The following is a 12,421-nucleotide window of genomic DNA, read 5'->3' as shown; positions in this document are numbered from 1 at the left end:
ATGGATTCGCAACGCAATCTCTTTCTCATCGCTTTTCTGTTCGTGTCTTTTATGATCTGGCAAGCCTGGCAGACGGACCATGCTCCGCAGCCGCAGCAAACCCAGACCACGCAGACCACTAACAGCACAGCGGGTGATGCCGCCACTTCCGGCGTTCCCGGCAGCGGCCAGGGCAAAACGATCACCGTTAAGACTGATGTCCTGTCTTTAAACATCAACACCCGTGGCGGCGATATCGAGCAGGCCTCACTGCTGACGTACCCGGATAAACTGGGTTCGGATGCACCGTTCCAGCTGCTTGAAACTACCCCGGCGTTCATCTATCAGGCGCAGAGCGGCTTAACTGGTCGCAACGGTCCGGATAACCCGAACAATGGCGCGCGTCCGCTTTTCACCACCACTCAGGACCACTTTGAGATGGCGGAAGGTCAGACTGAGCTGCGCGTACCGCTCACCTGGACCGGCGAAAACGGTGTGGTCTACACCAAAACCTTCGTGTTCAAACGCGGCGAATTCGCTGTAAATGTTGACTACAACATCAATAACGCCAGCCAGCAGCCGCTGGAAGTCGCGATGTTTGGTCAGCTGAAGCAGACTATTGAAGTCCCGAAACACCGCGATACCGGCAGCAACAACTTTGCTCTGCACACCTTCCGTGGCGCAGCGTACTCGACCAGCGATGCGAAATACGAAAAATATAAATTCGATACCATCAATGATAACGAGAACCTGAACACCACCACCAGCAACGGCTGGGTGGCGATGTTGCAGCAATACTTTGCTACCGCGTGGGTTCCACGTACTGAAGGCACCAACACCCTGTACACCAGCAACCTGGGTAACGGCGTGGCAGCCATCGGTTATAAATCTGCACCGGTAACTATCGCCCCTGGCGCACAGCAGAATCTTGGCGCGACCCTGTGGGTTGGCCCGGAAATTCAGGACAAAATGGCGGCCATTGCGCCTCACCTGGATCTGACCGTAGATTACGGCTGGTTGTGGTTCATCTCTCAGCCGCTGTTTAAGCTGCTGAAATTTATCCACAGCTTCATCGGTAACTGGGGCTTCTCCATCATCGTTATCACCTTCATCGTTCGTGGCATCATGTACCCGCTGACCAAAGCGCAGTACACCTCGATGGCGAAGATGCGCATGCTACAGCCGAAGATTCAGGCGATGCGTGAGCGTCTGGGCGACGATAAGCAGAAGATGAGCCAGGAGATGATGGCGCTGTACAAAGCGGAGAAGGTCAACCCGCTCGGTGGCTGTCTGCCGCTGGTGATTCAGATGCCAATCTTCCTTGCCCTGTACTACATGCTGTCAGGCTCGGTTGAACTGCGTCATGCGCCGTTTATTCTGTGGATTCATGACTTGTCTGCGCAGGACCCGTACTACATCCTGCCGGTCATCATGGGTATCACCATGTTCTTCATTCAGAAGATGTCACCGACTACCGTGACCGATCCGATGCAGCAGAAGATCATGACTTACATGCCGGTTATCTTTACCGTCTTCTTCCTGTGGTTCCCGTCAGGTCTGGTGCTGTACTACATCGTCAGCAACCTGGTTACCATCCTCCAGCAGCAGCTGATTTATCGCGGCCTGGAAAAACGTGGTCTGCATAGCCGCGACAAGAAGAAAGCGTAACGTCCAGCTCCCACGAGCCACGACGTATACTCAAGGGGCGGCATTTATGCCGCCCTGTTTTTTTGCAAAAAAAGGTGATTTATGAGCCACAGCGATACCATCGTCGCCCAGGCGACGCCCCCCGGACGTGGCGGCGTCGGCATCCTGCGTATCTCCGGTGCCAAAGCCGCTGACATCGCGCAAGCCGTGCTGGGCAAACTGCCGAAACCGCGCTATGCCGACTATCTGCCGTTTACCGATAGCGATGGCAGCGTGCTGGATCAGGGCATTGCGCTGTGGTTCCCCGGACCAAACTCCTTCACCGGTGAAGATGTGCTGGAGTTGCAGGGCCACGGTGGCCCGGTGATCCTCGACCTGCTGCTGAAGCGTATTGTGGCGCTGCCCGGCGTTCGCATCGCACAACCAGGTGAGTTTTCTGAACGCGCCTTCCTGAATGACAAGCTCGACCTGGCTCAGGCAGAAGCCATTGCTGACCTGATTGATGCCAGCTCAGAGCAAGCGGCACGTTCGGCGGTGAACTCGTTGCAGGGGGCATTCTCTATCCGCATTAACGCGCTTGTGGAAGCACTTACTTACCTGCGCATCTATGTGGAAGCCGCTATCGACTTTCCTGATGAAGAGATCGACTTCCTTTCCGACGGGAAAATTGAAGCGCAGCTGAATGCGGTGATCGGTGACCTGAATGGCGTGCGTGCTGAAGCACGCCAGGGTAGCCTGCTGCGCGAGGGGATGAAAGTAGTGATCGCCGGACGTCCTAACGCCGGAAAATCCAGTCTTCTCAATGCATTAGCCGGACGAGAAGCCGCAATTGTCACCGATATTGCCGGAACGACGCGTGATGTACTGCGCGAACACATTCATATCGACGGAATGCCATTGCATATCATCGATACCGCCGGCTTACGCGATGCCAGCGACGAAGTGGAACGCATCGGTATTGAGCGTGCCTGGCAGGAGATTGAGCAGGCTGACCGTGTGTTGTTTATGGTGGATGGCACCACCACTGACGCCACGGAAGCGGCGGCCATCTGGCCCGATTTTGTTTCGCGTTTGCCAGCCGAACTGCCGATCACCGTGGTACGAAACAAAGCCGATATGACAGGCGAGTCCCTTGGTCTGTCTGAAGTAAATGGTCACTCACTTATTCGCCTCTCCGCCCGTACCGGCGAAGGTGTGGATACCCTGCGCGATCACCTGAAACAAACCATGGGCTTCAGCGGCAATATGGAAGGTGGCTTCCTTGCTCGCCGTCGCCATTTGCAGGCGCTGGAACTGGCGGCAACCCATTTGCAACAAGGCAAAGATCAGCTGCTGGGAGCCTGGGCGGGCGAGCTGCTGGCCGAGGAGCTGCGTCTGGCACAACAGGCGTTGAGCGAAATTACCGGTGAGTTCACCTCTGATGACTTGCTGGGGCGGATTTTCTCCAGTTTTTGTATTGGTAAGTAATGAGGATAAAGGAACGCATTATTGTTGCCCGGAAGAATGCGCTCCTTTTCTTTAAAGCAGACCTAATCTGATATTCTGACTGGTATTCGAATGCCACTGCTGTGTGTAGTTTTTTGCGAGTTTGGGATAAAGATTTATCGACTTAAGCAAACTTTCTAAAGATACCATCTGCTCCAGCCAGCCAATTTTATGTGCTACCCGCATCGCGGCTTTATCAGGGCTGGCAAGGAGCCAGCAAGCCTGCCCAGCTTTGCTGGCATAAATCAGCAAGTCTTGCTCACCAGGGTCGAGCCCCATAATATCGGGATGAGAAAAGGTACAACGTATTCTGTCTGGCTCAGTAACTGTATAAATGTGAGTCATTGACTGGGATAACTGGCCGAAGTCAATTTGCTGAGGACTGGTTCGATTTTGAAAACCGGTTTGCGTTTCTTCCATAACCGTGGCTACGGTATGGAACTGATATTGCTGACTTAAAGCTGGCCAGCAGGATACTCGATGAGCTTCAATAATAACATTAGTATCAATTAAGACTATATCGCCAGCTTTTATCGTCATGCTAAGTCCATTTAGAGATCAAAGGGAACGGGCTTGTTATAATCCAGCATTAGTTGCTTAAGCTCCTCAATAGTTAAACCTGTCACTGTCGCCATTTTCCTGACAGAGATTAAGCCGCTGTCTAACGCTTTCGCAACGTACTCAACAAACTGCTGATTATAAAGGCGAGGTGTCGTTATATCCCTTGAGTGACCATTGTTTACCATAAGACTATCATCAAATACTTTGGCATCATTTTCAGATATTTTCTTTAAACTGACCAGACGCCACTTTAATGCTTGCGAGGACACCTGGAATTTATCAGCAAGTGCATTAAGAGTCAGTTCATTCAGTGGCTCATCAAGCATTGCAAGATATTTATCTACACTTTTCCCCGGCATAAGGAGGGCGCTGGCAAACGCATCAGCTAACCTTTCCTCATGTGGTTTTTTTGTTTTCGAATATGCGTATTCAATATGCCGTGGTGGTAAAGCATCCCAGGTTAGACAATGAAAGACTTCATGGGCAATATCAAAATTACGCCGCCCCGAGACTTCACTCCTGTTAACTAATACAACACTCACATCCTTATGTCTGATTGCTGCACCTGAAACATCTTTAGGGGCATCAATATAGAGCATGAGAATGTTGAATCGCTTAAGTAAACGAGACTCCAGGTTTTCAGCAGGAAACTCCCCTAATGCCAGTTCATCTACGAGATGCTCTGCACAACGCTGCGCCTCTTCCAGAGTACTATCTTTATCTAAAGTGAGCCGGGGAAAAATGACGCTCGGCGCTTCTGTAGAGAAATGTTGGCGTAAGTCTCGATAGAGAGCTACGAGGCGATTAGTCTTCTTTTCAAACTCTACCAGAATGACATCGGTTGCATCGCTTTGCCGCCATGAGTATTCAACTTCGCCAACCAAAGAATAGGGGTCGGCAAACTCCTCAAAACTGATATCAAGATAAGCGAGAGCGAGCATAAGCTCTTCCGGTTGGAGATTTCTGGCACCTTTTTCAATCGCAGAGAGGGTTTGCCTGTCTTTAAAACCCATCACTTCGGAAAGAACTTCCTGATTAATTTTTTTTGCTTCCCGCCAGGCAGCCAGTCTGCGACTAAAGAATTGATTATTATGCATAAAGCACCCCACTAGAAAACTCAAAAATCACAGATTCGTCTTTACTGAAGAAGACGATCTTATTCTTGCATTATTGTTTTTGCAAGATATTGAGGTGAAAAAATAAGCTGGGGTAAATTGAAAGATAGTGTCGCTTTGTGATTTGGTTACCCGCTGCGTTTGCAGTATAACGATCTCTGGCAGTGCCAAAAGTGCACCGACTGATCCAGGCCATTCCTCTATTCATGCTAAACATTGGGCTCAATTTGATGCCTGAAAAGGAGAGAAACATGAGTACACCGCTCGACAGCCTCGCTCTGAATACCCTATTCAATGAGGCTCGCACCCACAGCTACTGGCAGGAAAAACCCATTTCAGAAGAACTGCTTAAACAGCTCTATCAGTTGACGGCGCTGGGTCCGACTTCTGCTAACTGCTCACCGGGTCGCTTTGTATTTGTTACTTCCCAGGAAGGGAAAGAGAAGTTAAAGCCAGCACTCTCCTCCGGTAACCTGGAAAAAACCATGAAGGCACCGGCTACGGTGATCGTCGCCTCAGATCCCGAGTTCTATGAAAATCTGCCGAAACTGTTTCCGCACGGTGATGCGCGTAGCTGGTTCACCAGCAACCCGGAATTGGTCAAAGAGACAGCGTTTCGTAATAGCAGCCTGCAAGCAGGTTACCTGATCATGGCCGCGCGCTCGCTCGGTCTGGACGCTGGCCCAATGTCTGGTTTTGATCCAGCCAAAGTCAACGCCGCCTTCTTCAGCGACAGCAAATGGCAGGTTAATTTGCTGATCAACCTCGGCTATGGCGAGGCCAGCAAGCTGCATGCGCGTCTGCCACGCCTCGGCTTCGATGACGTGTGCAAGTTTGCCTGAACAACGCTTGAATGAATGCGTAACAGCGCGATTTTTCGCGCTGTTTTTCACAATTGCAGAGGCGGCCTGATTAGCGCGATAAATCGCGCCGCTACAGACCCAGCGAATGAAAACCACTGTTGAAGTAGACCATAGGCTCGGCAGCTTCCCCGGCCAGATTGATACCGACAATCCGTGCCAGCAGCACGCTGTGGGTATGCCATTCCACCACTTTTTCCAACTGACAATCAAAACTCACCAGGGCATCGGCCAGCACTGGCGCGCCTGTGGTGATCGTCTGCCAGTTGCCGGTCTGGAAACGTTCCTCACGGCGTGATGACTGACTGAACTGAGCACACAAATCCGCATGTTGCTCACGCAGTACGTTGACGGCGAAATGGCCCGCCTGCAAAAAATAGGCGTGGCTGGTGGCACTTTGATTGACACACACCAGCAAACTCGGGGGTTCTGCTGTCAGTGAACTGACTGAGGAGGCAATCAGGCCATATTTTTCACCCGCGTGTTGCGTGGTAACCAGCGAGACACCTGAAGCCAGACGGCGCATACCATGACGAAAGTCATCCAGAGAAATTGATTCCTGGTGTGATGAAGTAACTGACATAAAAAACTCCGACGTGCGTTATTCTGCGATGAAGCGCGGCTGAAATTTAGCGATCATAATTTTCTCATCAGCCAGCTTTTTTTTACCGCCCAAATCCTACACCACATCAGGCTATTCAGCATCCATTCAGGCATTTATCAGCAAACTACTACCATGAAATAGCGGCTGATGCGGCGTCAGCGCATTGTCATGATCTTCGGCGTTATCTGAAATTCAGGTATTCCATGTAATGCCGGATGCAAAGCCATGAGAAAATTCTTACAATAGACCTGATGATTATCCGACCATTTTCACGGAGCGACAGATGGCTAGTCATTTTGTTCGTTGGACGGGTAACCCGCCCCTCTCCTCTGAGACAATGCGGGTCCCACAGGATGTGATCAATAGCGCACAGCGCCTGCCCGACAAGCGTCGGGGACGCTTTCTCGCCGCGCGTGGGCTGTTGGCGCAGCTAATGTTACGCGTCTATGGTATCAATGAATTACCACCGCTTGTGACCACCAGCAGTGGACGCCCTTGTTTTGCCGATTCTGCCCTGCCTGATTTCAGCATTGCCTACGCCGGGAATATGGTGGGTGTGCTGCTGGCCGAAGAAGGCGGGCGTGCCGGGCTGGATATGGAAATTGTACGCGCCCATAGCCGCCAGACTCAGGATACATTAACGCAGGATCTCTCTTCCGGAGAGAAAGCCTGGATTAATGCGCAGCAGGATTTTATGGAAGCGGTAACGCAAATCTGGACCCTGCGGCAAAGCATCCTCAAACTCACCGGAGAAGCCGAAAGCGGTATCGATTCGCTGCGACTGCATCCAGCCGCGGGACGCCTGCGCTCCAGCGTATTTCCTGATATTCAGGCGGTGTGCGATGCCGAACCGACGCTGGTCTGGTCCTGTGCGCTCTCCCCCGGCACCGAACGTCTCCGGCTGTGGGAAATTGATGCCAACCATCAATGGATGCCATTGCGCGACGTGGAGATAAGTAAACCGAATATCGGACCACGCACGCTGCGCCTGACCAGCCTGCCAAGTGAACGCACCACACCACAGGAAATGGGGCATCTGTAACAAAACAGGCCGCTTATGCGGCCTGTAACCTGTTAGTGGGCATCAATAAAGGCGATTTTCAGCACAAACAGCAGCGCGACCACCACTACGCACGGACTGATTTCCCGCCAACGCCCAGTCCCCAGTTTCATCACGCAATAAGCAATAAAGCCCAGCGCAATTCCTTCCGTGATGGAGAAACTGAACGGCATCATTACCGCAGTGACAAACGCCGGAACCGCTTCAGTGAGATCATCCCAACGCACCCGTGACAGCGATGCCGTCATCAATACACCGACGTAGATTAACGCCCCCGCTGCCGCGTAGGACGGCACCATCGCCGCCAGCGGCGACAGGAACATCACCAGCAGGAACAGAATGCCGGTGATCACCGCCATCAACCCGGTGCGCCCGCCAATCGCTACGCCAGAAGAACTTTCGATATAAGCAGTGACGGAAGAGGTGCCGATCAGCGAACCCGCCACCGAGCTGACGCTATCGACAAACAGCGCCTGCTGCATACGCGGGAAGGTGCCTTTTTCATTGGTCAGTCCCGCTTTGTCGGTCACACCGATCAGCGTGCCGGAGGAATCGAACAGGTTGACCAGCATAAAGGAGAAAATCACCCCGGCCATACCGATATTAAGCGCACCTTTGAGATCAACTTGCCCAACGACAGCGCCCACGGATGGTGGTGTCGCGAAAATACCGGTGAACTTCACATCGCCAAGCAGCAAGCCAATCGCCGTGGTCACCACAATCGATACCAGTACCGCCGCATGAATGTTGCGAGAGGCGAGAATAGCGATAATAAAGAAGCCAAGTGCCCCCAGAAGTACGCTATGTGAGGTCAGGTTGCCCACCGTCACCAGGGTGTCGGCATTTGACACGATAATGCCGGCATTTTTCAGTCCCATCATGGCGATAAAAAGCCCGATGCCCGCGGTGATGCCAACACGCAGACTCAGCGGGATATTGGCGATCATCCAGTAACGCACGCGCAGCAGCGTGAGGATCAACAATCCCAGCGCCCCCCAGAAGATCGCGCCCATCCCGATCTGCCACGAATACCCCATTGCACCGACGACCACAAAAGCAAAGAAGGCATTCAGTCCCATTGCGGGTGCCAGCGCCACCGGCAGATTCGCCACCAGCCCCATCAGGATGCTGCCGAATGCCGCGATCAGGCAGGTGGTGACAAACACCGCCTGGGTGTCCATGCCAGCGGCACCCAGAATCTGCGGGTTGACGAAAACGATGTAAACCATCGTCAGAAAGGTGGTGAAACCGGCGATCACTTCTGTACGCACGGTGGTGCCGTGTTCCTGCAACTTAAAGACGCGTTGCAACAGACCCTGCTTGTTCATAGCTTATTCCGCTGAAAAATTTAACGCGCGTATCCTATAGATTTTGACTGACCAGCACACTGATTTTTCGCAAGCGTTTGCTCGGTGCGCGCAGTGCGTTAGAGTGACAGCTTCTTGTTTAGCAAAAGGATGATGTCTGATGTCAGTTGAATGTGTTTTTTTTGATTGTGATGGCACGCTGGTCGACAGTGAGGTGATCTGTACACAATCCTACGTCAACACCTTTGCCCGCTACGGTATTGAACTCTCACTACAGGAGATGTTTGAAAAATACAAAGGGGTAAAACTCTACGACATCATCCGTGATGTTTCTGCGGAACATCAGACTGAATTGCCAATGGATGAGGTGGAAACGGCGTACCGCGCCGAGGTAGCACGCTTATTCGATTTGGAACTGAAGCCCATCGCCGGAGCGAAAGCGCTGGTGGAACAAGTCAAAGTCCCGATGTGCGTCGTCTCAAATGGTACGGTGAAAAAGATGCAACATTCATTGGGGCTGACCGGCATGTTGCCGTACTTTGCGGCACATCTTTACAGCGGTTATGACATCAACCACTGGAAGCCAGACCCGGAGCTGATGTATCACGCCGCAGAACAAATGCAGGTACCGATTGAGAAGTGCATTCTGGTGGATGATTCAGAGGCCGGTGCCCGCGCAGGGATCGCCGCGGGCATTCCGGTGTTTTATTACTGCGCCGATGCGCATAACCCGGAACTGGATCACCCGCTGGTGACCCGATTTGATGATATGGCGCAGCTCCCGGATTTATGGCGCGCGCGCGGTTGGGCGTTGGTGTAACTGCCCACAGGGTCCCGTAGCGGTGCGATTCATCGCGCGGGGTTTTCCCGCAGCACGCAAGATCTTGCGCGATAAATCGCGCCGCTACGTTCAACCTATCGCGCCGAGTGAATCCTCATTGCCCTGCTTCTTCGGCAATAAAAACAGCGTCGCGACGATATCCAGCAGATAAATCAGCGCCAGCAGGGTAATCGCTGCCGCGAAGGAAATTTTCGTTGCCAGTAAGCCAATAACCAGCGGGCCAAAACCCCCTACACCACGTCCGAGGTTAAACAAAACGTTCTGCGCCGTGGCACGCGCCTGGGTTGGAAAGGTGTCGGAAATCAGCGCGCCATAACCGCCAATCATGCCATTCACAAACATCCCCATCAGCGCCCCGGTAAACAGCATCACGGTGGGATCACGTAGCTGAGCGTAAATGACCACCATCACGACCGCACCGAATTGATATAGCAGAAAAATTTTCCAACGCGCGAAGCGATCCGCCAGTACACCGAACAGCCAGATGCCAAAAGTCATGCCCACGACGGTGACGGCGGTCCACAGGCCGGATTTGGTCAGGCTGAAACCAAAGCTGGAGGAGAGATAACTCGGCATCCAGATCATCAGGCCGTAGTAACCAAAGTTCTGCACTGAGCAAAGAATGAAAATCCCCAGACTGGCTTTGCTGGTGGCGCGATCGCTAAACAACAATCGCATACGCGCTGCAAACGACAATTGCGGCGTTTTGGTCACATATCGGGTAAAGCCTTCCGGCTCGCCCATGCTGCGCCGAATCACAAACGAAACCAACGCAGGCAGCAGGCCCACCAGGAACATTCCACGCCAGCCAATCACGCTCAGCAGTGGCGGCGTGATAAAAGCCGCCAGCAACACCCCCAGTTGCCAGCCGATACCGACCCACGCTGAAGCACGGTTACGCTTCTCCTGCGGCCAGGCTTCGGCAATCAGCGCCATGCCGATACCGAATTCTCCCCCCAGCCCCATTCCGGCAAAGGTACGATACGCCAGCAGATCCCAATATCCCTGTGCCACCGCACACAATCCGGTGAATATTGAGAACATGAGAATGGTGACGGTGAGAATGCGGATACGGCCAAAGCGGTCACTCAGATGACCAAAAACAATACCGCCGACCACGGCACCAATCAGCGTCCAGGTGACCAGCGAACCGGCCTGAGAAGGATCGAGCGCCAGCGAGACGCTGATTGCCGGTAACATAAAGCCGAGGATCAGCAGATCGAAGCCATCCATCGCATAGCCACTGACGGCGGCCAACATCGCTTTTGCCGGGGTTACGCTCTGTTTCTTGTGTGGGGAGAGGGACATGCAGCAGCACCTTGCAGTAAAAAGTGCGCCAAGTATAAAGAGCGGAAAGACTTGAGACCAATCAGAAATGGAGATGGCTGCCAGTAAAACCAGCAGCCACGGGGTTATCAGGAAGGTTTGTTGCTGCCATCGTCGCCGGACAACAACTCATCCAGCTTGTCGCCGCCAACATGACGGAAATCCTGGCCCTTCACAAAATAGAAGATGATCTCACAGATGTTCTGGCAGCGGTCACCGATACGCTCAATGGCACGGGCACAGAACAGCGCAGTCAGTACGCTGGGGATAGTACGCGGGTCTTCCATCATGTAGGTCATTAACTGACGCACAATACCCTCGTACTCTTTATCCACCTTCTTGTCTTCGCGATAGATATCGATCGCCGCGTTGAGATCCATGCGCGCAAAAGCATCCAGCACGTCATGCAGCATCTGTACGGTATGGTGACCGAGTGATTCCAGGCTCACCAGCAGCGGCAGATGTTGCTGGCTAAATTTCTCCAGCGCGGTGCGGCTGATTTTTTCCGCCACGTCCCCAATACGTTCCAGCTCAGAGATGGTCTTGATGATCGCCATCACCAGACGTAAATCGCTGGCGGTAGGCTGGCGTTTGGCGATGATGCGCACGCAGGCTTCATCAATCTCCACTTCCATCATGTTGACCTTCTGGTCGCCGTCGATGACTCGCTGCGCCAGATCGCCATCCTGGTTATGCATCGCGGTAATGGCGTCGGTAAGCTGCTGCTCCACCATGCCACCCATGATCATCACCTGAGTGCGAATGTGTTCCAGCTCAGCGTTGAACTGACCGGAGATATGTTTGTTCAGATTTAAATTATCCATGTGCGTCTCCGTCAAATCAGCCGTAACGACCGGTAATGTAGTCTTCTGTCTGCTTTTGCGCTGGCTTGGTAAACAGCGTATCGGTATCGCTGAATTCAATCAGCTCACCCAGATACATAAAGGCGGTATGATCGGAACAGCGCGCCGCCTGTTGCATGTTGTGGGTCACAATCACCACGGTGTAATCCTGCTTCAGCTCGGTGATCAACTCTTCGATACGGCCCGTGGAGATGGGATCCAGCGCCGAGCATGGCTCATCCAGCAGCAACACTTCCGGGCGAATCGCAATGCCGCGAGCGATGCACAAACGCTGCTGCTGACCGCCGGAGAGACTGTAACCACTCTGATGGAGCTTGTCTTTGGTTTCATTCCACAGCGCTGCTTTCGTCAGCGCCCACTGCACGCGCTCATCCATATCAGCACGCGACAGCTTTTCAAACAGACGGACACCAAACGCGATGTTGTCGTAAATCGACATCGGGAACGGCGTAGGTTTCTGGAACACCATGCCCACACGGGCGCGCAGCAGGGCAATATCCTGGCTTGACGCCAGAATATTGTCCCCATCCAACAGAATTTCACCTTCTGCACGCTGCTCAGGGTAGAGCGAATACATTTTATTGAAGGTGCGCAGCAGGGTCGATTTACCACAGCCGGATGGCCCGATAAACGCGGTGACCTGGTTCTTTGCGATGTCCAGATTGATGTTTTTCAGCGCATGGAATTTCCCGTAATGGAAGTTCAGATTGCGCACCTGAATTTTGCCGGCAGAAGAAGTTGCCATACTCATTGCTCGTCTCTCATGTACCGCG

Annotated in this window: 12 protein-coding genes; 5 read left to right on the top strand and 7 right to left on the bottom strand. The window is 52.9% G+C overall.

Going from position 1 to position 12,421, the window contains the following annotated elements:
- Together yidC and mnmE are read left to right on the top strand one after the other, a co-directional pair.
- Nucleotides 1-1,647 (top strand): membrane protein insertase YidC, encoded by a 1,647-nt coding sequence (yidC, locus tag AC6I8R_RS00150; protein ID WP_013511118.1) that lies wholly within the window; start codon nucleotides 1-3, stop codon nucleotides 1,645-1,647.
- Between the two features lie 81 nt (nucleotides 1,648-1,728).
- Complete coding sequence (gene mnmE, locus AC6I8R_RS00145; protein WP_208724463.1) at nucleotides 1,729-3,093, top strand: tRNA uridine-5-carboxymethylaminomethyl(34) synthesis GTPase MnmE; 1,365 nt, start codon at nucleotides 1,729-1,731, stop codon at nucleotides 3,091-3,093.
- A gap of 51 nt (nucleotides 3,094-3,144) precedes the next feature.
- Here the strand turns inward: mnmE and AC6I8R_RS00140 are convergent, their stop codons facing one another.
- Nucleotides 3,145-3,651, bottom strand: a complete 507-nt coding sequence (locus AC6I8R_RS00140; protein WP_415175215.1) for a hypothetical protein — start codon at nucleotides 3,649-3,651, stop codon at nucleotides 3,145-3,147.
- Between the two features lie 11 nt (nucleotides 3,652-3,662).
- Nucleotides 3,663-4,769: an XRE family transcriptional regulator gene (locus tag AC6I8R_RS00135; protein WP_415175214.1), complete on the bottom strand. Its 1,107-nt coding sequence runs from the start codon at nucleotides 4,767-4,769 to the stop codon at nucleotides 3,663-3,665.
- 269 nt (nucleotides 4,770-5,038) lie between these two features.
- On the opposite strand from AC6I8R_RS00135, the gene AC6I8R_RS00130 reads away from it, so the two are divergent.
- Nucleotides 5,039-5,629, top strand: a complete 591-nt coding sequence (locus AC6I8R_RS00130; protein ID WP_021183644.1) for a malonic semialdehyde reductase — start codon at nucleotides 5,039-5,041, stop codon at nucleotides 5,627-5,629.
- 91 nt (nucleotides 5,630-5,720) lie between these two features.
- Here the strand turns inward: AC6I8R_RS00130 and AC6I8R_RS00125 are convergent, their stop codons facing one another.
- Nucleotides 5,721-6,230, bottom strand: coding sequence for a flavin reductase family protein (locus AC6I8R_RS00125; protein ID WP_415175213.1), 510 nt, complete (start codon nucleotides 6,228-6,230; stop codon nucleotides 5,721-5,723).
- A 304-nt stretch (nucleotides 6,231-6,534) separates the two neighbouring features.
- Between AC6I8R_RS00125 and AC6I8R_RS00120 the strand changes: the two genes are divergently transcribed.
- Nucleotides 6,535-7,293 carry a 4'-phosphopantetheinyl transferase family protein gene (locus tag AC6I8R_RS00120; RefSeq protein ID WP_036625700.1) on the top strand — a complete coding sequence of 253 codons (759 nt, stop codon included), beginning with the start codon at nucleotides 6,535-6,537 and terminating at the stop codon, nucleotides 7,291-7,293.
- A gap of 32 nt (nucleotides 7,294-7,325) precedes the next feature.
- Here the strand turns inward: AC6I8R_RS00120 and AC6I8R_RS00115 are convergent, their stop codons facing one another.
- Nucleotides 7,326-8,639 (bottom strand): NCS2 family permease, encoded by a 1,314-nt coding sequence (locus tag AC6I8R_RS00115; RefSeq protein WP_208724459.1) that lies wholly within the window; start codon nucleotides 8,637-8,639, stop codon nucleotides 7,326-7,328.
- A 139-nt stretch (nucleotides 8,640-8,778) separates the two neighbouring features.
- Between AC6I8R_RS00115 and yieH the strand changes: the two genes are divergently transcribed.
- Nucleotides 8,779-9,438, top strand: coding sequence for a 6-phosphogluconate phosphatase (gene yieH, locus AC6I8R_RS00110; RefSeq protein WP_497831769.1), 660 nt, complete (start codon nucleotides 8,779-8,781; stop codon nucleotides 9,436-9,438).
- A gap of 90 nt (nucleotides 9,439-9,528) precedes the next feature.
- Here yieH and AC6I8R_RS00105 read toward each other — a convergent pair whose 3' ends face one another.
- The 3 genes from AC6I8R_RS00105 to pstB form a co-directional block, all read right to left on the bottom strand.
- Nucleotides 9,529-10,767, bottom strand: coding sequence for an MFS transporter (locus tag AC6I8R_RS00105; protein ID WP_497831768.1), 1,239 nt, complete (start codon nucleotides 10,765-10,767; stop codon nucleotides 9,529-9,531).
- A gap of 107 nt (nucleotides 10,768-10,874) precedes the next feature.
- Nucleotides 10,875-11,609, bottom strand: a complete 735-nt coding sequence (phoU, locus tag AC6I8R_RS00100) for a phosphate signaling complex protein PhoU (RefSeq protein ID WP_021183639.1) — start codon at nucleotides 11,607-11,609, stop codon at nucleotides 10,875-10,877.
- Between the two features lie 16 nt (nucleotides 11,610-11,625).
- Nucleotides 11,626-12,399: a phosphate ABC transporter ATP-binding protein PstB gene (gene pstB, locus AC6I8R_RS00095; protein ID WP_021183638.1), complete on the bottom strand. Its 774-nt coding sequence runs from the start codon at nucleotides 12,397-12,399 to the stop codon at nucleotides 11,626-11,628.
- Between the last annotated feature and the right edge of the window lie 22 nt (nucleotides 12,400-12,421).

The sequence above is a fragment of the Pantoea sp. X-Soil-OKNW-713 genome (assembly GCF_059730685.1).
The sequence above is the reverse complement of the archived record's forward strand: the minus strand, read 5'-3'. Positions and strand labels throughout refer to the sequence as shown.

Bases quoted from the DNA above. Each gene is read 5' to 3' on its own strand.
- yidC (WP_013511118.1), top strand. From the start codon at position 1: ATGGATTCGCAACGCAATCTCTTTCTCATCGCTTTTCTGTTCGTGTCT.
- mnmE (WP_208724463.1), top strand. From the start codon at position 1,729: ATGAGCCACAGCGATACCATCGTCGCCCAGGCGACGCCCCCCGGACGT.
- AC6I8R_RS00140 (WP_415175215.1), bottom strand. From the start codon at position 3,651: ATGACGATAAAAGCTGGCGATATAGTCTTAATTGATACTAATGTTATT.
- AC6I8R_RS00135 (WP_415175214.1), bottom strand. From the start codon at position 4,769: ATGCATAATAATCAATTCTTTAGTCGCAGACTGGCTGCCTGGCGGGAA.
- AC6I8R_RS00130 (WP_021183644.1), top strand. From the start codon at position 5,039: ATGAGTACACCGCTCGACAGCCTCGCTCTGAATACCCTATTCAATGAG.
- AC6I8R_RS00125 (WP_415175213.1), bottom strand. From the start codon at position 6,230: ATGTCAGTTACTTCATCACACCAGGAATCAATTTCTCTGGATGACTTT.
- AC6I8R_RS00120 (WP_036625700.1), top strand. From the start codon at position 6,535: ATGGCTAGTCATTTTGTTCGTTGGACGGGTAACCCGCCCCTCTCCTCT.
- AC6I8R_RS00115 (WP_208724459.1), bottom strand. From the start codon at position 8,639: ATGAACAAGCAGGGTCTGTTGCAACGCGTCTTTAAGTTGCAGGAACAC.
- yieH (WP_497831769.1), top strand. From the start codon at position 8,779: ATGTCAGTTGAATGTGTTTTTTTTGATTGTGATGGCACGCTGGTCGAC.
- AC6I8R_RS00105 (WP_497831768.1), bottom strand. From the start codon at position 10,767: ATGTCCCTCTCCCCACACAAGAAACAGAGCGTAACCCCGGCAAAAGCG.
- phoU (WP_021183639.1), bottom strand. From the start codon at position 11,609: ATGGATAATTTAAATCTGAACAAACATATCTCCGGTCAGTTCAACGCT.
- pstB (WP_021183638.1), bottom strand. From the start codon at position 12,399: ATGAGTATGGCAACTTCTTCTGCCGGCAAAATTCAGGTGCGCAATCTG.